This window comes from Pseudomonas sp. GW821-FHT02A11, assembly GCF_059421985.1.
The window spans coordinates 108,241-129,337 of the sequence record NZ_JBWKWB010000008.1 but is presented as its reverse complement, the minus strand read 5'-3'; the positions used below and the strand labels follow the sequence as shown (position 1 = coordinate 129,337).

Sequence of the window (21,097 nt, the reverse complement as noted above, 5' to 3'; positions counted from 1 at the left end):
GTTCGCCCGCCTGTTGTCCCCTTTTCATCCCGCACGCGGACAATCGATACCATGCTGACTGATCATAAAATTCCCCTGGGCCAGTACATCGCAGGCTTTGTCGAATGGCTGACGCAACACGGCGCCAGCACCTTCGACGCCATCGCTTCGTCACTGGAAGCCATGATCCACGGACTGACCGGTGGTCTGACCTGGTTCAATCCTTTCGTTCTGATCGGCCTGATTGCTCTGCTTGCTCACTTCATTCAGCGCAAGTGGGGCCTGACCGCCTTTGTCGTGATTTCCTTTCTGCTGATCCTGAACCTGGGCTACTGGCAGGAAACCATGGAGACCCTGGCGCAAGTACTGTTCGCCACCCTGGTCTGCGTGGTCATCGGTGTGCCGCTGGGCATCGTCGCCGCACACAAACCGTGGTTTTACACCGCGATGCGCCCGGTCCTGGACCTGATGCAGACGGTCCCGACTTTCGTTTACCTGATTCCAACCCTGACCCTCTTCGGGCTGGGTGTGGTGCCGGGTCTGATTTCGACGGTGGTGTTCGCGATCGCCGCGCCCATCCGTCTGACCTATCTGGGCATCTGCGATGTCCCGCAAGAACTCCTCGACGCCGGTAAAGCCTTCGGCTGCTCGCGTCGTCAACTGCTGTCGCGAATCGAACTGCCCCACGCCATGCCAAGCATCGCGGCCGGTATCACCCAGTGCATCATGCTGTCGCTGTCGATGGTGGTGATTGCGGCACTGGTGGGCGCCGACGGCCTGGGCAAACCCGTGGTCAACGCACTGAACACTGCTGATATCGCACTGGGCTTCGAAGCGGGCCTGGCGATCGTATTGCTGGCGATCATGCTCGACCGTATCTGCAAACAACCCGACGCTAAAGTGAGGGCCGACGCATGAGCATCATCAAATTCGACCAGGTAGACGTCGTCTTCTCCAAAGACCCGCGCGAGGCTCTCAAGCTGCTGGATCAGGGCCTTGCGCGGCCGGAAATCCTGAAGAAAACCGGCCAGATCGTCGGTGTTGAAAAAGCCAGTCTGGAAATAAACAAAGGCGAGATCTGCGTCCTGATGGGTCTGTCCGGTTCGGGCAAATCCAGTCTGCTGCGCTGCATCAACGGCCTGAACACCGTCAGCCGCGGTTCGCTGTTCGTCGAGCACGAAGGCAAGCAGATCAACATCGCCAACTGCTCGCCCGCGGAGCTCAAAATGATGCGCACCAAGCGCATCGCCATGGTGTTCCAAAAGTTTGCGCTGATGCCCTGGCTGACCGTTCGCGAGAACATCAGCTTCGGCCTGGAGATGCAGGGTCGCCCCGAGAAGGAACGTCGCCAGCTGGTGGACGAAAAACTTGAACTGGTCGGCCTGACTCAATGGCGCAACAAGAAGCCCGACGAGCTGTCCGGCGGCATGCAGCAACGTGTGGGCCTAGCCCGCGCACTGGCGATGGACGCCGACATTCTGCTGATGGACGAACCGTTCTCCGCGCTCGACCCGTTGATCCGCCAAGGCCTGCAGGATGAACTGCTGGCGCTGCAGAAAAAGCTGAGCAAGACCATCGTATTCGTGAGCCACGACCTGGACGAAGCCCTCAAGCTCGGCACCCGCATCGCGATCATGAAAGACGGCCGGATCATCCAGTACAGCGTGCCGGAAGAGATCGTGCTCAACCCCGCGGACGAATACGTGCGCACCTTCGTGGCCCACACCAACCCGCTGAACGTGCTGTGCGGTCGCAGCCTGATGCGCCCGATCACCGATTGCACCCGCATCAACGGCTCCCAGGTGTGCCTCGACCCGGGCGACGATTCATGGATCGACCTGGCCGAAGGCAACCAGATCAAAGGCCTGCGTCAGCATGGCGCTGCCGTCGATCTGCAGAGCTGGACGCCTGGTCAGTCGGTCGAAGCGCTCGGCCGCAAACCGACCGTCGTGCACTCGGACATCGGCATGCGCGAAGCCCTGCAGATTCGTTACCACACCGGCAACAAGCTGGTGCTGCAAGAGAACAACCAGCTGGTCGGCATCCTCGGCGACAGCGAGCTGTACCACGCATTGCTTGGTAAGAATCACGGCTAAGAGCATCACCGGACTGTAGGAGCGCGCTTGCCCGCGATTGCGTAGTGTCAGCCGCCAACGATGTTGGATGTGCCGACCTCATCGCGGGCAAGCGCGCTCCTACAGGTGATTGATTTAAGGTCGGAATCAGAGGCTTGCAGAGCCTTTTCGCACGCCTATGGTTTTTTGTTGATTGAACGTTCAATTAAAAAGCACTAGACTGGGGGCCGTTTTTCAGTCTTTCACGATCACTGGCGAGCCAAGGAGACTCACAGATGCCCAAGGTCGGTATGCAACCCATTCGGCGTCAACAGCTGATCCAGGCCACCCTCACGGCGGTGGATCAGGTCGGCATGGGCGACGCCAGCATTGCGTTGATCGCCAAACTGGCAGGGGTCTCCAACGGCATCATCAGTCACTACTTTCAGGACAAGAACGGCCTGATCGCAGCGACCATGCGCCACCTGATGAACGCGCTGATCGTCAACGTCGCCGAGCGTCGTCAGGCACTGACCGACGACAGCCCCCGGGCGCATCTGAAAGTCATCATCGAGGGCAACTTCGACGCCAGCCAGGTCAATGGCCCGGCGATGAAAACCTGGCTGGCCTTCTGGGCCACCAGCATGCATTCGCCGTCGCTGCATCGCTTGCAGCGGATCAACGATCACCGCCTGTATTCGAACCTGTGTTGCCAGTTCCGCCGCGTGCTGGCGCTGGACGAAGCACGCACCGCCGCTCGCGGCCTGGCGGCATTGATCGACGGCTTGTGGCTACGCGGCGCGCTCTCGGGGGACGCCTTCGATACCGAACAGGCGCAACAGCTCGCCTACGAATACATGGATTTGCAACTGGCAAAAGCGGCGCACCGCTCCTGATAGGGACGGCAGCCCGCCCAACCGCGATCGGCACTGCGCACGGCGCACCCGGTCAACGCCCATCACAGACAACTGCGAGGACTTTATGGCCCGTTTCGAACTGCAAAAACTCTACATTGACGGCGGTTACGTCGACGCCAGCGGCGATGCAACCTTCGAAGCCATCAACCCGGCCAACGGCGAAGTGCTCGCCAAGGTTCAGCGGGCCACTCAGGCAGACGTCGAACGTGCCGTGGTCAGTGCTGAAAAGGGTCAGAAAATCTGGGCTGCGATGACCGCCATGGAGCGTTCGCGCATCCTGCGTCGCGCCGTCGACATCCTGCGTGAACGCAACGATGAGCTGGCCGAGCTGGAAACCCTGGACACCGGCAAAGCCATCTCCGAAACCAAATACGTCGACATCGTTACCGGCGCCGACGTGCTCGAATACTACGCAGGCTTGGTCCCGGCCATCGAAGGCGAGCAGATTCCCCTGCGCACCTCCTCGTTCGTCTACACCCGCCGCGAACCGCTGGGCGTCACCGTCGGCATCGGCGCGTGGAACTACCCGATTCAGATCGCCCTGTGGAAATCCGCACCGGCCTTGGCCGCCGGTAACGCGATGATCTTCAAGCCGAGCGAAGTCACCTCGCTGACCACCCTCAAACTTGCCGAAATCTACACCCAGGCCGGCCTGCCCGACGGCGTGTTCAACGTACTGACCGGCAGCGGCCGTGAAGTCGGCACTTGGCTGACCGAGCACCCACGCATCGAGAAAGTCTCGTTCACCGGCGGCACCGACACCGGCAAGAAAGTCATGGCCAGCGCGTCGAGTTCTTCGCTCAAGGAAGTGACCATGGAACTGGGCGGCAAGTCGCCGCTGATCATCTTCGACGACGCCGACCTGGATCGCGCCGCCGACATCGCGATGATGGCCAACTTCTACAGCTCCGGTCAGGTCTGCACCAACGGTACGCGCGTGTTCGTGCCGAGCGCCTCGAAGGCTGCGTTCGAAGCCAAGATCGTCGAGCGTGTGAAGCGCATTCGCGCTGGCAACCCGCAGGACGAGAACACCAACTTTGGCCCGCTGGTCAGCTTCGCGCACATGGAAAGCGTGCTGGGCTACATCGCCAAGGGCAAGGAAGAAGGCGCGCACCTGCTGATCGGCGGCGAGCGTCTGAGCGAGGGTGAGTTCGCCAAGGGTGCGTTCGTGGCGCCTACCGTGTTTACCGATTGCCGCGACGACATGACCATCGTCAAAGAGGAAATCTTCGGCCCGGTCATGAGCATTCTCAGCTACGAGACTGAAGAAGAAGTCGTCCGTCGCGCCAACGACACCGAAATGGGCCTTGCCGCAGGCATCGTCACCAAGGACCTGAACCGCGCCCATCGCGTGATTCATCAGCTCGAAGCGGGCATTTGCTGGATCAACGCCTGGGGTGAATCCGACGCGAAGATGCCGGTCGGTGGCTACAAGCAATCGGGCGTCGGGCGCGAGAACGGCATCAGCTCGCTGGCGCAGTACACGCGCCTGAAATCAGTACAGGTGGAGCTGGGCGATTACGCGTCGGTGTTCTGATTCAGACGTCCGGTAAGCACCGGCCAACGCCATCGCGGATGAATCCGCTCCCACAGAGGGACCGCCATTAACCTGTGGGAGCGAATTCATTCGCGAGAGGCCGGTCCGGCCAGCGCACTAGCATGGGGTGCAAGGGGTCGAGCAGCCAATCGCTCCCCACGCCTCTCCCCCGCCACAACTTTCTGAACGGAGGATCTCATGTCTCAGGAATTCGACTACATCATCATCGGCGCAGGCTCGGCTGGTAACACCCTGGCCACGCGCCTCACCGAAGACGCTGGCGTCACGGTCCTGCTGCTCGAAGCCGGCGGCCCGGATTACCGCGCCGACTTCCGCACTCAAATGCCCGCTGCCCTCGCCTTCCCGCTGCAGGGCCGCCGCTACAACTGGGCGTACGAAACCGACCCAGAGCCGCACATGAACAACCGCCGTATGGAATGCGGCCGTGGCAAGGGCCTGGGCGGCTCGTCGCTGATCAACGGCATGTGCTACATCCGCGGCAACGCCATGGACTACGACGGCTGGGCAAAACTGCCAGGCCTGCAAGCGTGGTCTTACCTCGACTGTCTGCCGTATTTCCGCAAGGCCGAAACCCGCGACATCGGCCCCAACGACTACCACGGCGGCGATGGCCCGGTCAGTGTGACCACGCCAAAAGCGGGCAATAACCCGCTGTTCCACGCCATGGTCGAGGCCGGTGTGCAGGCGGGCTACCCGCGCACAGACGACCTCAACGGCTATCAGCAGGAAGGCTTCGGCCCGATGGACCGCACCGTGACGCCGAACGGCCGTCGCGCCAGTACCGCGCGCGGTTATCTGGACCAGGCCAAGCAGCGCCCGACGCTGACCATCGTCACCCATGCGCTGACCGATCGCATCCTGTTCGACAACAAGCGCGCGGTCGGCGTGACGTATCTGGTGGGCGACAGCGACACCCGCATCGAAGCCCGCGCACGCAAGGAAGTCATCGTCAGCAGCGGCGCGATTGCCTCGCCACAACTGCTGCAACGCTCCGGCGTGGGCCCGGCTGCGCTGCTGAAAAAGCTCGACATTCCGGTGATCCACGACCTGCCAGGCGTGGGTGAAAACCTTCAGGATCACCTGGAGATGTACCTGCAATACGCCTGCAAGGAACCGGTGTCGCTCTACCCGTCGCTGCTGTGGTGGAACCAGCCGGCCATCGGCGCCGAATGGCTGTTCCTCGGCAAAGGCATTGGCGCGAGCAATCAGTTCGAAGCCGGTGGTTTCATTCGTTCCCGCGAGGAGTTCGAGTGGCCGAACATTCAGTATCACTTCCTGCCAGTGGCGATTAACTACAACGGCAGCAATGGCGTGAAGGAGCACGGTTTCCAGGCGCACGTCGGCTCTATGCGCTCGCCGAGCCGTGGCCGCGTGCAGCTGAAATCGAAGGACCCTCGCGAGTACCCGAGCATCCTCTTCAACTACATGGCCACCGAGCAGGACTGGCAGGAATTTCGTGACGGCATTCGCCTGACCCGCGAAATCATGCAGCAGCCTGCGCTGGACAAATACCGCGGCCGCGAAATCAGCCCTGGCATCGAAGTGCAGAGCGACGAGCAGCTTGACCAGTTCGTCCGCGAGCATGCCGAGACGGCGTTTCACCCGTCGTGCTCGTGCAAGATGGGCACCGACGAGATGGCCGTGGTCGACGCCGAAGGCCGTGTGCATGGCATACAAGGCCTGCGCGTGGTCGATGCTTCGATCATGCCGATCATCACCACGGGCAACCTCAACGCGCCGACGATCATGATCGCCGAGAAAATCGCCGACAAGATCCGTGGCCGCACGCCACTGCCGCGCAGCACCGCCAAATATTTCGTGGCCGGAGATGCACCGGTGCGTGGCAAGCCGATGAGGGAAATCAACCCAACCGCGTGACCATTCTCCTGTAGGAGCGCGCTTGCCCGCGATTGTGTCGGCACATCCAACCACGTTGGTGACTGGCACAGCTTCATCGCGGGCAAGCGCGCTCCTACAGGTGGCGCGCCCCAGAGCCCTTGCGCGCTATGATTCGCAGCATGCCCTCCGAATGACCAAGGAGCTTTCCTGCATGTTCGACTTCTCCACTCAACTCAAGCAGCGCTTCGCCGCCCTGCACAGCAGCGCCCAGTTTCTCTCCCTGCGCTATGTCAAACAGACCAGCCAACACCTGGCCGTACGCAAGAACGTCCCAGAACCGCCACAACTGAGCGTCGACGAAGGCGCCATGCTGACCGTGCGCATCGACGGGGTCGAAGCCTACGCGGCCACCAACGACCTCTCGCAACAAGGCCTGCAGGCCGCCCTTGAACGGGCCGAAGCCCAGGCACGGTCACTCGCCGGGCACTCCCTGCTCGACCTGCGCGAGCACGCCGTCGCCACCAGCCGCGCCGACTACCTGTCGCCGAACCTGACCAGCGCCTTCCCTTCGCTCAGCGACTGCTACGCCCTGCTCGGTCAAGAATCCGCGTCGGTGCCCAGGGATGAGCGCCTGGTAAACTGGCAGGTCAGCCTCGGCCTTGAGAACGTCGAGCAGATCTACCTCAACACTGCAGGCGCCGAGATTCGTCAGGCCCAGCGCTTCGTCTTTCCCGGCCTGAGCGTCACCGCCTACGACGGCCAGGACAGCCAGACCCGCAGCCTGGGCCGCGACAATTTCGGCCAACAGGGCGGCGCGGAAGTCATCACCTCCTGCGGCATCATTGGCGCTGCCGCCCACGTTGCCGATCAGGCGCTGCAACTGATCATGGCGCCCAACACGCCCATCGGCCCGCGCGACCTGCTGCTGACGCCGGACCAGATGATCCTGCAGATCCACGAATCCATCGGCCACCCGCTGGAGCTGGATCGCATTCTGGGCGATGAGCGCAACTACGCCGGCACCAGTTTCGTGAAGGCCAGCGACTTCGGCAGCCTGCAATACGGCTCCAGGCTGCTCAACGTGACGTTCGACCCGGAAATCCCCGAACAACTGGCCAGTTACGCTTTCGACGACGACGGCACTGCAGCCAGCAAGCAATTCCTGATCAAGAACGGCGTGCTCGAACGTCCGCTGGGCGGCGCGCTGTCGCAGTTTCGCAGCGGCATGGAAGGCGTCGCCAACAGCCGCGCCTGCAGCTGGAACCGCGCACCGATCGACCGCATGGCCAACCTCAACATCGAGCCCGGCGACAAGACCTTGAAGCAGCTGATCGGCGGCATCGAGCACGGCATTCTGATGAGCACCAATCGCTCGTGGTCGATTGACGATGCACGCAATAAATTCCAGTTCGGCTGCGAGTGGGGCCAGTTGATCGAGAACGGCGAACTCAAGGGCGTGGTGAAAAACCCCAACTATCGGGCGATCTCTGCGCAGTTCTGGCGCAACCTCAGCGCGGTCGGCGACGCCAGCACTTTCCAAGTGCTCGGCACGCCGAACTGCGGCAAGGGCGAACCCAATCAGGTGGTGCGCGTAGGCCATGCCTCGCCCGCCTGCGTGTTCGCTAACGTCGATGTTTTCGGAGGTGACGCCTGATGTCCCATCAATCCCTATTCAAGGCGCTGGTCGACTGGCTGCAAGGCGCGATCACGCCGAAGGAACGCTTCACCCTCAGCTACAACGCCGAGGCTTCGGATTTCATTCGTTTCAACCACGCCAAGGTGCGGCAGGCTGGGCATGTGCAGCAAGCCAGCGTGTATTTCAAGCTGATCGACGACGGTCGCCATGCCGACCTCAACCTGACCCTGTCGGGTGATGAGGCCGTGGATCGTCAGCGTCTGGACGAGGCGCTGCAACAATTGCGCGAAACCCTGACGCTGCTGCCTGCCGATCCGTATCTGCTGCTCAACGACGACGCCTGGCAGAGCAGCAATGTTCAGGACGCACCGCTGCCGGACAGCGCCCGTGTGGTCGAGCAGATCGCGCAACTGGGCGAAGGGCTGGATCTGGTCGGCATCTACGCCGCAGGGCCGATCTATCGCGGTTTTGCCAGCTCCAACGGCGCACTGGGCTGGCATCAGGCGAACAGCTTCAATTTCGACTGGAGCCTGTTTCACGAAAACGGTCAGGCGGTGAAGGCGAACTACGCCGGCCACGAATGGAGCGACCAAGCATTCGCCAAACGCTTTGCCCTGGCCCGCGAGCAGCTGGCATTTCTGGGTCAGCCGTCGTACACCTTGGCGCCCGGCCACTATCGCGCGTACCTGGCACCGGCCGCGCTGGAAGAAGTGGTCGGCATGCTGTGCTGGGGTGGTTTCTCGGCGCAATCGCTGGCCGACAAGACCAGCCCGTTGCAACGTCTGTACGACGGTCACGCGACATTGAATCCCCTGGTGAGCCTGGATGAGCAGGTGACGGGCTCGTTGTCTCCCGCGTTTTCGGGCGAAGGCTACCCGCGCTCGGACCTGTCGCTGGTGGTTGAAGGCGTCGCAAAAGACCGCCTGATCGATTCGCGCAGCGCCGCCGAATACGGCCTGACCGCCAACGGCGCCGGATGGGGTGAATCGCCCAGCGCGCTGAGCATGAACGGTGGCACGCTGGCACTGGACGACGTGCTGAAGGCGCTGGGCACGGGGCTGTACATCAGCAACCTGTGGTACCTGAACTTCTCGGACCGCACGGCCGGGCGTATCACCGGCATGACCCGGTTCGCGACCTTCTGGGTCGAAGACGGCAAGATCAAGGCACCGGTCAGCACCATGCGTTTCGATGACAGCGTGTTCAGCCTGCTGGGCAGCGCGCTCGAACAATTGACCACGCAAAGGGAACTCATCCTCTCGACGAGTACCTACAGTCAACGTCAGACAGCTTCGAATCTGCTGCCGGGGGCTTTGGTCAACAAGCTGACGTTGACGTTGTAGCGAGGCAGCAGACTCTCAAGATCTGCCGGGCGATGACCTTCCTGTAGGAGCGCGCTTGCCCGCGAATACGTCGGCACATCCAACATCGTGGGTGACTGACAAACCCTTTCGCGGGCAAGCGCGCTCCTACAGGAAAGCGACACTTTTAAAAATTCATAAAAAAGCCAAAAGGACCCACGACTTCACATGCCGACCACCACGCCGCAACTGGACGCCAGAACCCTGCGCTGGATGCCATGGGTCATCGCCATCGCCTTTTTCATGCAGAGCCTGGACGGCACGATCCTCAACACCGCGTTGCCGTCCATGGCCCGATCCTTGTCCGAAGACCCGCTGCGTATGCAGTCGGTGATCATCGCCTACATGCTGACCATCGCCCTGCTGATCCCGGCCTCCGGCTGGATCTCGGACCGCTTCGGCATCAAGCGCATTTTCTTCAGCGCCATCCTGCTGTTCAGCTTTGGCTCGCTGCTGTGCGCGGCAGCCAATTCCCTGGGCATGCTGGTCGCCGCCCGCGTGGTTCAAGGGCTCGGCGGGGCGTTGATGATGCCAGTGGGCAGGCTGATCGTGCTGCGGGCCTATCCGCGAACGGAACTGGTGCGCATCCTCAGTTTCATCACCATGCCGGCCCTGCTCGGCCCGCTGATGGGCCCGACGGTCGGCGGCTGGCTGGTGGAATACCTGAGCTGGCACTGGATCTTCCTGATCAACATTCCGGTGGGCATTCTCGGCTGTTTTGCCGTACGCAAATTTATCCCTGATCTCGTGGGCGGCGGGCGTACTCGTTTCGATCTGGTGGGTTTTGCCCTGTTCGGCGCTTCTATGGTGCTGATCACCATCGCTTTGGAAGGCCTGGGCGAGCTGCACCTGCCGCACCTGCGCGTAGTGATGCTGCTGTTCGGCGGCATGGCGTGCCTGGCGGCGTATTGGCTGCGCGCGGGTCATGTGGAATCGCCGCTGTTTTCCGCGTCGCTGTTCCGCACCCGCAGTTTCGCGGTGGGGATCATGGGCAACTTATTTGCGCGTCTGGGCAGCGGCGCATTGCCGTTTCTGGTGCCATTGATGCTGCAAGTGGCGCTGGGCTATTCGCCGTCCCACGCAGGGATGAGCATGATTCCGCTGGCCTTGGCGGCGATGTTCGCCAAGCCCCTGGCTACTCGTGCCATCGAACGCCTGGGTTATCGCATCGTGCTCACCGGCAACACGTTGCTGCTTGGCGCGCTGCTGGCGAGCATGGCACTGGTGGACGCTGACACGCCGTACTGGATGCTGCTGATTCACCTGGCGTTTCTGGGCGGGGTGAACTCGCTGCAGTTTTCGGCGATGAACGCGGTGACGCTGATCGACCTGGACGACGCCAGCGCGGCCAGTGGCAACAGCTTGCTGTCGGTGGTGGCGCAGCTGTCCCTGAGCCTGGGGGTTGCCTGCGCGGCAGCGCTGCTGGGGGGCTTTACCGATGATGTGGCGAGCGGAGAAGTCAGCAGCGTCCTGGGCGCGTTTCAGCTGACGTTCCTGTGCGTAGGGGTGCTGGCGATGCTGGCGGCGTCGATCTTTCTGCAGCTGTCGCCGCGCATGCCACCCGAGAACCCGCCGCGCAAACCGCAGACGGAGCCTGAGATCGAGGCGTGATCGTCGGAGAGGCGCGCACCGGTCTCGCCTGCCGGACGCAAATCCCTCTGTGGGAGCGAATTCATTCGCGAGAGGCCGGTGCATTCGATACATATCTGTCGGATGTACCGCCGTCTCGCGAATGAATTCGCTCCCACAGGAGATCGCATTTCGACAGCGAGATCACCGGCGCGCCCAACATCGTTGCACAACCCCACCATTTATCGCCCGCAGCCCCAAGGCAGGGGCTTCGACCTGATACACTGCGCGACATTTTGTTTTGCAGGCCTGCCCCGTGACCAACACCGCTTTCAACTCGCTGCCCCTTTCCGCCGCCATGCTGGCTAACCTGGAGTCCCTTGGTTATGCCGAGATGACGCCGATTCAGGCGCAGAGCCTGCCGGTGATGCTCAAGGGCATGGACCTGATTGCCCAGGCCAAGACCGGTTCGGGCAAGACCGCCGCATTCGGCGTCGGCCTGCTCAACCCGATCAACCCGCGTTACTTCGGCTGCCAGGCACTCGTGCTTTGCCCGACCCGCGAGCTGGCGGATCAGGTGGCCAAGGAAATCCGCCGCCTGGCGCGCTCCGAAGACAACATCAAGGTCCTGACCCTGTGCGGCGGCGTGTCCTTCGGCCCGCAGATCGCTTCGCTGGAGCACGGCGCGCATATCATCGTCGGCACGCCAGGGCGCATTCAGCAGCACTTGCGCAAAGGCTCGCTGGTTCTCGATGGCCTGAACACGCTGGTTCTCGACGAAGCCGACCGCATGCTCGACATGGGTTTCTACGACGCTATCGCCGACATCATCGAGCAGACCCCGGAGCGTCGTCAGACCCTGCTGTTCTCGGCCACTTACCCGGTCGGCATCAAGCAGCTGGCCTCCAAGTTCATGCGCGACCCGCAAACCGTCAAGGTCGAAGCGCTGCACGCCGACAGCCAGATCGAGCAGATTTTCTACGAAATCTCCCCCGAGCAGCGTCTGGAAGCAGTAGTGAAGGTGCTCGATCATTTCCGTCCACAATCCTGCGTCGCGTTCTGCTTCACCAAGCAGCAGGTGCAGGAAGTGGTCGATCACCTCACCGCCAAGGGCATGTCGGCCGTCGGGCTGCATGGCGATCTGGAACAGCGTGACCGTGATCAGGTGCTGGCGATGTTTGCCAACCGCAGCACCTCCGTGTTGGTCGCCACCGACGTCGCCGCTCGCGGCCTGGACATCGACGCGCTGGACATGGTGATCAACGTTGAGCTCGCCCGCGATTCGGAAATCCACATTCACCGCGTTGGCCGTACGGGTCGTGCGGGCGAGACCGGCATCGCCGTCAGCCTCGTTGCCCCCGGCGAAAGCCAGCGCGCCCGCGCCGTCGAAGAGCTGCAGAAAGCGCCGCTGAACTGGCAGCAGTACGACCAACTGACTCGCAAGGAAGGCGGCAAGCTGCTGCCACCGATGACCACCCTGTGCATCGGTTCGGGCCGCAAGGACAAACTGCGTCCGGGCGACATCCTCGGCGCACTCACCGGTGACGCGGGCGTTGCGGGCACTCAGGTCGGCAAGATCGCGATTTTCGACTTCCAGGCCTATGTGGCAGTGGAGCGCAGCATTGCCAAGCAGGCACTGGATCGCCTGAACAACGGCAAGATCAAGGGCAAGTCGTTGCGGGTGCGGATTCTCTGAGAACCCGCAAACCGCGTCGCGAATGAATTCGCTCCCACAGACTGACCGCGTTCAACCTGTGGGAGCGAATTCATTCGCGAAACGTACTCACAATCACCGCAAACCTTCTGATACACCACAGAACACCCGAGGACACCGCTTTGCCCGTTACTGACGTTGTGATCATCGGCGCTGGCGCCGCAGGCTTGATGTGTGCTGCCACTGCCGCCAATCGTGGACGCCGAGTGATGCTGATCGATCACGCCAACAAGCCGGGCAAGAAAATCCTCATGTCGGGCGGCGGGCGCTGCAATTTCACCAACCTGTACACCGAGCCCGCCAACTTCCTCTCGCAGAACCCGCATTTCTGCAAATCAGCGCTGGCCCGCTATACCCAGTGGGATTTCATCGCGCTGGTGGCCAAGCACGGCGTGCCGTATCACGAGAAAAAACTCGGCCAGCTGTTCTGCGACAACAAGTCCAGCGACATCCTCGGCCTGTTGCTCAGTGAGTGCGATGACGCAGGCGTCGCCCTGCACATGGACACCTCGGTGCAGGCCATCGAGAAAACCGAATCCGGCTATCTTCTGCAAACCACACTCGGCACCATCACCTGCACGTCGTTGGTGATTGCCACAGGCGGGCTGTCGATCCCGACATTGGGCGCCACCGGCTTCGGTTATCAGGTGGGCAAGCAGTTCGGTCACACCTTGCTGCCGACGCGCGCAGGCCTTGTGCCGTTCACCATCACTGATCAGCTGAAAGACCTGTGCACCGAGCTGTCGGGCACGTCGGTGGACTGCCTGATCAGCTGCAACGAGATCAGCTTTCGCGAGAACATGCTGTTCACCCACCGCGGATTGAGCGGGCCGGCGATCCTGCAGATTTCCTCGTTCTGGCACCCCGGCGACACAGTGGAGATCAACCTGCTGCCCGATCACGACGCCCACGGCTGGCTGACCGAGCAACAGGCCGAGCGCCCGAACAGCGAGCTCAAGACCCTGCTGGGCGAGATCTTCACCAAAAAAATGGCCAACCTGATCGCCGATCAGTGGTTTGTCTCCAAACCGATGAAGCAGTACACCCACGCCGAGCTGGCGGACATCGCCGAGAAACTGGCGAGCTGGAAGGTGGTTCCGGCCGGCACCGAGGGGTATCGCACGGCAGAAGTGACGCTGGGCGGCATCGACACGCGGGAAGTGTCGTCCAAGACCCTGGAGTCGCTGAAATCCCCGGGGCTTTACTTCATTGGCGAGGTGCTGGATGTGAGCGGCCATCTGGGCGGCTTCAACTTCCAGTGGGCCTGGGCCTCGGCGTACGCAGCAGCGCAGTACATCTAAGGCATTACACAAATCCCTGTAGGAGCTTGCGGAGGTTACGACGCTGGCGAAAGCGATCTGTCTGATGATGAAGATGTGTTGACTATCCCGGCCCCTTCGCCAGCGTCGTAACCTCCGCAAGCTCCTACGGGAGATCGGTGTCGGCCGCACAACGGAATAAATTTTGCTAACCGGATGTACAGCGTGCATCAGGCGCTGTACATATCCTTCAGCAGAATCAGTCGCGAAAAAGGCCGTCCGCGTTCATGGCATCGAAATCGTTGCGCAATACCTTCCGCCGCCTGTGGGCGCTGGACAAGTTTTCCTACAGCGTGCGGGTGTTTATCGCGCTGACCGGCAGCATGGCCCTGTGCTGGTATCAAAACGAGATGTCGCTGGTCATCCCGCTGTTCCTGGGAATTATCGCCAGTGCCCTGTCCGAAACCGACGACAGCTGGCAAGGCCGCCTCAATGCGCTGGCCGTGACGCTGGTGTGTTTCAGCATCGCGGCGCTGTCCGTCGAACTGCTCTTTCCCTACCCCGTGCTGTTCATCTGCGCCTTCGCGCTCGCGGCGTTCTGCCTGACGATGCTCGGCGCCTTGGGCGAGCGCTACGGCGCCATCGCCTACGCCACGCTGATTCTCTCGGTCTACACGATGATCGGCGTGGACCAGCGCGGTGGCGAAGTCACGGATTTCTGGCACGAGCCGATGCTGCTGGTGGCAGGTGCCGCGTGGTACGGGCTGTTATCGGTACTGTGGCAGATGCTGTTTTCCAACCAGCCGGTGCAACAGGCGCTGGCGCGACTGTTTCGCGAACTGGGCATGTACCTGAAACTGAAATCCGAGCTGTTCGAGCCCATTCGCACGCTGGACGTCGAAGCCAAGCGTCTGGAGCTGGCCAAGCAGAACGGCAAGGTCGTCGCCGCGCTCAACGTGACCAAGGAAATCATCCTCAACCGCGTCGGCAGTGGTCGCCCCGGCTCGAAGGTCAGTCGCTACCTGAAGCTGTACTTCCTCGCACAGGACGTTCACGAGCGCGCCAGTTCGTCGCACTATCCCTACAATTCTCTGGCTGAAGCGTTTTTCCACAGCGACGTGCTGTTCCGCTGCCAGCGGCTGTTGCGTCAGCAGGGCAACGCGTGCCGCGATCTGTCAGTGTCGATCCAGTTGCGCCAGCCGTTCGTTTACGACGACAGCTTCGCTCATGCGCTGGACGACCTGCGCGCCTCCCTCGAACACCTGCGTATCCAGAGCAACCCGGCCTGGCGTGGCCTGCTGCGCTCCCTGCGCGCCCTGGCCAACAACCTCGGCACGCTGGACCGCCTGTTGAGTGACGCGAGCAACCCCGACGCGCTGGCCGACGCCTCCGACAGCAGCCTGCTGGACCGTTCGCCACGCACGCTCAAGGACGTCTGGACGCGCCTGCGCCTGCAACTCACGCCGACCTCGCTGCTGTTCCGCCACGCCCTGCGCCTGCCGCTGGCGCTGGTGATCGGCTACCTGATGGTTCACCTGATTCATCCTTCGCAGGGCTACTGGATCATCCTGACCACGGTTTTCGTCTGCCAGCCGAGCTACGGCGCGACGCGGCGCAAGCTCGGCCAGCGGATCATCGGCACGGCCATTGGCCTGACGGCGGGCTGGATTCTGTTCGACCTGATTACCACGCCGATTCTGCAATCGATGTGCGCGGTGTTGGCCGGGGTGGTGTTCTTCGTCAACCGGACCACGCGCTATACGCTGTCGACAGCGGCGATCACGGTGATGATCCTGTTCTGCTTCAATCAGGTCGGCAACGGCTACGGCCTGTTCCTGCCGCGCCTGATGGATACCCTGCTGGGCAGCCTGATCGCGGGGCTTGCGGTGTTCCTGTTCCTGCCGGACTGGCAAGGCCGCCGCCTGAACAAGGTGCTGGCCAATACCCTGTCGTGCAACAGCATTTACCTGCGCCAGATCATGCAACAGTACGCAGCAGGCAAGAGCGATGACCTCGCCTACCGACTGGCCCGACGCAACGCCCACAACGCCGACGCCGCGCTGTCGACCACGCTGGCCAACATGCTGATGGAGCCTGGGCATTTCCGCAAAGAGGCCGACGTGGGCTTCCGCTTTCTGGTGCTGTCCCACACCTTGCTGAGCTACCTCTCAGGCCTGGGCGCACACCGCGAAACCCAATTACCGAGCGAAGTGCGCGAGCAGTTGATCGAGGGCGCGGGGGCGAGTCTGGCGTCGAGCATCGACGAGATCGCTCAAAGCCTGGCCACGCGTGAGCCAGTGGCGGTGCAAAGCGATGCCGAGGAAGCGCTGGCGACAGAGCTTGAGCAAATGCCCGAAGAAATCGACGAAGGGCAGCGTCTGGTGCAGACGCAACTGGCGCTGATCTGTCGTCAGCTCGGCCCGCTGCGCACGCTGGCCGCGCACCTGATCAAAGCGCCGGAGAAAGAAGCGGGCGACATCACAGACCGTGCAGCTTGAACAGCTTGTCGTAGCTGCCATCGGCCTTCATCGCAGCGATGGCCTTGTCGAAATCGGCGACGATCTTTTCATGATCCGGATTCTTCAGGCTGACGAGAATGTGCAGGCTGTTTTCGCTCAGTGAGCGCGGCAGGAACTCCACGCTGTCGCGCACATCTTCAGGCTCACGACCGAGCGCCACCATCGCGGCGTATTCGTCCTCGACGGTCAGGTCCACCCGCCCAGCCGCCAGCATGCGCACGGCCGTCGAGAAGCTGGCCACCGGTACTTTTTTCAGACCCATATCGCTGTCGAAGGCCTGCGAATAGGCGTAGCTGCGCACCACTGCAATTGAATAGGGGTGCAGCTGCTGAAGGTTCTGATACTGGATGTCAGAAGCCTTGCGCTTGAAGAAGCGCAAGCGATTGGTCAGGTACTCACCCGAATACTCGCCGATCCGGGTGCGTTCTTCGCTGTACCAGGCGTTGATCAGGATGTCATAGCGCCCTTCCCCAACGCCGTGAATCGCCCGGGCCCACGGCACTTGCTCGTAGTCGACGGTATAACCGGCACGACTGAGCGCGGTGCGCACCAGATCCGTCGACAGCCCGCCGTTGAGCAACGACACATCCGAATAGGGAGCCCAGGCATCTCCCGCCATGCGCAGCTTCAGCGCCCAGGCATCCTGCGCGATCAACAGCATTCCCAGCAAAGCCATGGCTCGAAGCAAACGCAGCATGCTCAAGATCCTTAGGCAGGTAATGGCCTGCGATTCTTTTCAGCGGCAATCCAGTGACACTGTGACATCCCTGAAGCGAGCGAAGGGCAATGAAACCCGGTGCGAGGCAATAGCAAGTGGCCTCCATTGAAGACCTGTTGGCGACTTTGCACAACACATAAGCGGCCAATGTCTGTGCCGCACTTCAAGAAAATCACACAAAGTCCTGACCGGCGTCACACCTGTCCTCATACGCCGACTTTGGGCTTGAGGCCATATGCGTTTAGTATCCGGCATGGACTTTTTTCGTGAGCCGGCTTCATGTCTATCAACTGGATTTGCAAACACCATACCGCCCTTGCCAAAGAGCAGCTGTACGCCATTCTGCAGTTGCGCGCGCAGGTGTTCGTCGTGGAGCAGAAATGCTGGTATCAGGACGTCGACGGTCTTGATCTGGTAGGCGATACCCGCCACCTGATGGCCTGGCAAAACGACGAGCTGGTGGCCTATCTGCGCCTGCTGGACCCGATCCAGCAGGACGGCGATGTGACCATCGGTCGCGTGGTCACTGCCCCATCGATGCGCAACAAAGGCATGGGCCATGAGTTGATGGTGCAGGCACTGGAACACGCCGAGCGCAACTGGCCGGACCAGCCGATTTACCTTTCAGCCCAGGCGCATTTGCAGGGTTACTACAGCCGCTATGGCTTCAATCCGGTGGGCGAGGTGTACGTCGAGGATGGCATTCCGCATATCGGGATGCGTCGGGATCTGGACTGAGTCTACTGGCACTACGCGATGGAAACTGTGGGAGCGAATTCATTCGCGAGAGGCCGGTATGGGCGTAAGAGACGCGTCGATGTACTGACGTCTCGCGAATGAATTCGCTCCCACAGGTGTTCAGCGTTCATCCCCTCGATTCAGGGATACCCCAACACCGATTTGATCTGCCCTAGATTCCCGGCAATCCACTGCCTGTCGATCGCGCCCCAGTCGCGTATCCGGTAAGCCCCGGCGTGGTTGCGGGCGCCCTCTTCCTGTTCGAATTCACAGACGATGTCCAGGTCCGCCAGCGCCGCGATGGTGTCCTGAGCAGTGCGGCGCGGCATGCCGGTGGCGTCGGTCAATGCCGGGACGCTGTTGGCGGTGCCGCTGTCGATCAGGTACGCCACGTACAAGCGTCGATAGAAGCTGCTCTTGGTCTTGCTGACGTCCATCGTCAGGTCCTTGTCGATGAAAAAATGCGGCCATACTCTCACCAAATCGGCGAATGACCAACGCCCCGCCCCTCCTCAGCCCTGCATATCCCGCCACGTCAGATAAATGCGCAGATCGAACTCCAACTGGTGGTAGCCCGGCTGCATGTATTCGCAGAGTTTGTAGAAGGCCTTGTTGTGCTCGGTTTCCTTGAAGTGGGCCAACTCGTGCACCACGATCATTTTAAGAAACTCGGGCGCGGCTTCCTTGAACAGCGAGGCCACGCGAATTTCCTTCTTGGCCTTGAGCTTGCCGCCCTGCACCCGCGACACCGTGGTGTGCAGGCCGAGCGCACGATGAGTAAGGTCCAGACGATTGTCGAACAGCACCTTGTCGATGTTAGGCGCGTTGCGCAGGTGCTCCTGCTTGAGGGCCAGCGCGTAGGCGTACAGCGCCTTGTCGCTCTGCACCTCGTGCCGACCGGGATAGCGCTGTTGCAGGTACGCGCCCAGCTTGTCCTGAGCGATCAGTTGCCGCACCTGATCCTGCAGCGTTGCCGGGTAGGCCTGCAGGTATTTGAGCGGCGTTGCAGCTAAAGAGGTCATCGTCGGATCAAATGGCTCAAAAGGCGTCAGTCTACCGCGTCAGTTCTTCTGGAGCAGCGGGTGCACGGTGGGCAACTCAATCGGATCGACGAAACGCTGCGCCTCCTGCGGCGTCATCGGGTGAGCCAACAGGAACCCCTGAATGATCTCGCAGCCGTTGTCCACCAGCCATTGATACTGTTCCTGCGTCTCCACGCCTTCGGCTATCACCTCGATGTTCAGCAGGCGGCACATGTCGATGATGCTGCGCGCCACTGCCAGATCGCGCGGGGAGGTCATCATGCCGCCGATGAAGTGTCGGTCGATCTTGAGAGTGTCCAGGTCCAGATTGCGCAGGTGCGCCAGTGAGCTGTCGCCTGCGCCGAAGTCATCCAGCGACACCCGCACGCCGATGTCGTGCAGGCTTTGCAGCTGTTGACGGCTGTGCACCAGGTTGTGCACCAGCGACGGCTCGGTGATTTCCACCTCCAGCTGACGAGGTTTGAGGTTGTGCAGGTGAATCGCGCGCTGCAGCTCTGCCGCCAGATTGGGCATGCTGAATTGCGCAGGGCTGACGCTCACACTGACCACCAGATCATCCGGAAACACCCCTTCCCAGCGCTGCCGCTGAGCCGCGCCCTGTTCGTAGATCCAGCCGCCCAGCTTGTTGATCAGGCGCGTTTCTTCGAGCAGCGGAATGAACAGGCTCGACGGCACATCACCGGCATCCGGGTGATTCCAGCGCAACAGCGCCTCGAACCCGCGAGTACGCCCGGTGACGACGTTGATCTGCGGTTGATAGACGATGGAGAAATCCTTGCCTTCGATGGCAGTGCGCACGCTCTCCTCAAGCATCAGACGCGAGCGGGCGCGGCCGTTCATGTATTGATCGTAGAAGCGGTACTGATGCCGCCCCGCGCGCTTGGCCTCGTACATCGCAATGTCGGAGGCGCGTAGCAGGCCGTCCAGGTTGGTACCGCAATCGGGGTACACAGCAATGCCGATACTCACGCCCAGCGTCGCTTCGATGCCGTCGACGTGACGTCGCACCGAAATACGGTCGATGAGTTTTTCCGCGACCTTGGCCGCGTGTTCGGGAAAGTCCAGGCCGTCTATGACCACCACGAACTCATCGCCGCCCATGCGCGCCAGCACGTCATAGGGGCGCAAGCTGTCCTTGAGCTGTTCGGCGACCCAGATCAGCACCTGATCGCCAGCGTCGTGGCCCAGCGAATCGTTGACATGCTTGAAGCCATCCAGATCCAGATAGAGCACCACCAGGTACTTCCCGGCGTTCTCGTTGCGCACCAGCATGCCTTCGACCGTCTGATAAAAACCGCGACGATTGAGCAGGCCGGTCAGCGAATCGGTCACTGCCTGATGTTCCAGCTGGCGGTACAGGTCGCGGACCACCGACATGTCCAGCACGCTCAGCACCATCGCCTTCTGCTCTTCAGGCAGCGGCGCGCAAGACAACGCCACCGGGATCTGACGCCCTTCAGGGCTGAGCAGAATGGCGTCGTGAACGCGGTAGGTGTCGGCACGGCGGTAATGGTGATAGAAACCCGAATCGGTCCACTCCTTGAAAGCGGGCTCCTGCAGATAGCAGCCCAGCCCGGTACCCCGCAGCTCGCCATCGGTCATCCCCAAAAGCCGACAGATCGCAGGGTTGGCGAAGCTGATCAGGCCATCCTCGTTGACCACCAGGATGCCTTCGGCCACGTTCGCCAGCACTGAGGCGTTGAATGCCCGCGCTGATTCGAGCTCGCGACTGAGTTTCTGCAAGGCGCGCCGATTGTGCTGCTGCTCGAGCAGTGCCTGAACCTTGGGCTTGAGGACATTGGGGTCGAAGGGCTTGAACAGGTAGTCCACCGCGCCGCTGGCGTAGCCTTTATGCACAGCATCGCGGGACTGCTCATTGGCCGTCAGAAAGATGATCGGGGTCAGCCGCGTTCGCTGACTGCCGCGCATCAGACGCGCGACTTCGAAGCCGTCCATTTCCGGCATTTGCACGTCGAGCAAAACAATGTCGACGTCGACGTCCAGAAGCAGACCCAACGCTTCCATGCCCGAACTGGCCGTCATGATTTCCCAGTCCTGCCTTTGCAGGACCGCACGCATCGTGACCAGATTTTCCGGGTAGTCATCGACTACCAATAGAACTGACTTGCCAACAGGTGGCGGGGGTTGCATGCATTCCATGCTGCTACTCATTCACGTTACTGCCTGGTGAGA

Annotated in this window: 16 protein-coding genes; 12 read left to right on the top strand and 4 right to left on the bottom strand. The window is 61.6% G+C overall.

Features of this window, described 5'->3' with window-relative positions:
• Positions 1-51 precede the first annotated feature (51 nt).
• From choW to yccS, 11 genes are all read left to right on the top strand, one after another.
• A complete protein-coding gene (gene choW / locus AC07V9_RS14320) occupies positions 52-897 on the top strand; it encodes a choline ABC transporter permease subunit (RefSeq protein ID WP_495016360.1) in 846 nt (281 codons plus the stop codon).
• Positions 894-2,075 carry a choline ABC transporter ATP-binding protein gene (choV, locus tag AC07V9_RS14315; RefSeq protein WP_495016359.1) on the top strand — a complete coding sequence of 394 codons (1,182 nt, stop codon included), beginning with the start codon at positions 894-896 and terminating at the stop codon, positions 2,073-2,075. The genes choW and choV overlap by 4 nt, the downstream gene beginning before the upstream one ends.
• Before the next feature lie 254 nt (positions 2,076-2,329).
• Complete coding sequence (betI, locus tag AC07V9_RS14310; RefSeq protein WP_495016358.1) at positions 2,330-2,929, top strand: transcriptional regulator BetI; 600 nt, start codon at positions 2,330-2,332, stop codon at positions 2,927-2,929.
• Between the two features lie 85 nt (positions 2,930-3,014).
• The gene (betB, locus tag AC07V9_RS14305) at positions 3,015-4,487 is read left to right on the top strand and encodes a betaine-aldehyde dehydrogenase (RefSeq protein WP_495016357.1); all 1,473 of its coding nucleotides are present in this window, start codon (positions 3,015-3,017) and stop codon (positions 4,485-4,487) included.
• 198 nt (positions 4,488-4,685) lie between these two features.
• A complete protein-coding gene (gene betA, locus AC07V9_RS14300; protein WP_495016356.1) occupies positions 4,686-6,386 on the top strand; it encodes a choline dehydrogenase in 1,701 nt (566 codons plus the stop codon).
• A 172-nt stretch (positions 6,387-6,558) separates the two neighbouring features.
• Positions 6,559-8,001, top strand: a complete 1,443-nt coding sequence (locus tag AC07V9_RS14295) for a TldD/PmbA family protein (RefSeq protein ID WP_495016355.1) — start codon at positions 6,559-6,561, stop codon at positions 7,999-8,001.
• Entirely contained in the window at positions 8,001-9,326 is a 1,326-nt protein-coding gene (locus tag AC07V9_RS14290) for a TldD/PmbA family protein (protein WP_495016354.1), read from the top strand. The genes AC07V9_RS14295 and AC07V9_RS14290 overlap by 1 nt, the downstream gene beginning before the upstream one ends.
• A 186-nt stretch (positions 9,327-9,512) precedes the next feature.
• Positions 9,513-10,955, top strand: a complete 1,443-nt coding sequence (gene mdtD / locus AC07V9_RS14285; RefSeq protein ID WP_495016353.1) for a multidrug transporter subunit MdtD — start codon at positions 9,513-9,515, stop codon at positions 10,953-10,955.
• Positions 10,956-11,229: 274 nt separating this feature from the next.
• Entirely contained in the window at positions 11,230-12,609 is a 1,380-nt protein-coding gene (gene dbpA / locus AC07V9_RS14280) for an ATP-dependent RNA helicase DbpA (RefSeq protein WP_495016352.1), read from the top strand.
• A gap of 140 nt (positions 12,610-12,749) precedes the next feature.
• A complete protein-coding gene (locus AC07V9_RS14275; protein ID WP_495016351.1) occupies positions 12,750-13,928 on the top strand; it encodes a BaiN/RdsA family NAD(P)/FAD-dependent oxidoreductase in 1,179 nt (392 codons plus the stop codon).
• Positions 13,929-14,173: 245 nt separating this feature from the next.
• Positions 14,174-16,384, top strand: a complete 2,211-nt coding sequence (gene yccS, locus AC07V9_RS14270) for a YccS family putative transporter (RefSeq protein ID WP_495016350.1) — start codon at positions 14,174-14,176, stop codon at positions 16,382-16,384.
• Here yccS and AC07V9_RS14265 read toward each other — a convergent pair.
• Positions 16,365-17,102, bottom strand: a complete 738-nt coding sequence (locus AC07V9_RS14265) for a substrate-binding periplasmic protein (protein WP_495016349.1) — start codon at positions 17,100-17,102, stop codon at positions 16,365-16,367. The two genes, yccS and AC07V9_RS14265, sit on opposite strands and share 20 nt — an antisense overlap.
• A gap of 300 nt (positions 17,103-17,402) precedes the next feature.
• Between AC07V9_RS14265 and AC07V9_RS14260 the strand changes: the two genes are divergently transcribed.
• Complete coding sequence (locus AC07V9_RS14260) at positions 17,403-17,861, top strand: GNAT family N-acetyltransferase (protein WP_495016348.1); 459 nt, start codon at positions 17,403-17,405, stop codon at positions 17,859-17,861.
• 140 nt (positions 17,862-18,001) lie between these two features.
• On the opposite strand, the gene AC07V9_RS14255 is transcribed toward AC07V9_RS14260, so the two are convergent.
• From AC07V9_RS14255 to AC07V9_RS14245, 3 genes are all read right to left on the bottom strand, one after another.
• Positions 18,002-18,298 carry a winged helix-turn-helix domain-containing protein gene (locus AC07V9_RS14255; RefSeq protein WP_495016347.1) on the bottom strand — a complete coding sequence of 99 codons (297 nt, stop codon included), beginning with the start codon at positions 18,296-18,298 and terminating at the stop codon, positions 18,002-18,004.
• Positions 18,299-18,373: 75 nt separating this feature from the next.
• Positions 18,374-18,883, bottom strand: a complete 510-nt coding sequence (locus AC07V9_RS14250) for a YgjP-like metallopeptidase domain-containing protein (RefSeq protein ID WP_495016346.1) — start codon at positions 18,881-18,883, stop codon at positions 18,374-18,376.
• 39 nt (positions 18,884-18,922) lie between these two features.
• Complete coding sequence (locus AC07V9_RS14245) at positions 18,923-21,064, bottom strand: putative bifunctional diguanylate cyclase/phosphodiesterase (RefSeq protein WP_495016345.1); 2,142 nt, start codon at positions 21,062-21,064, stop codon at positions 18,923-18,925.
• Between the last annotated feature and the right edge of the window lie 33 nt (positions 21,065-21,097).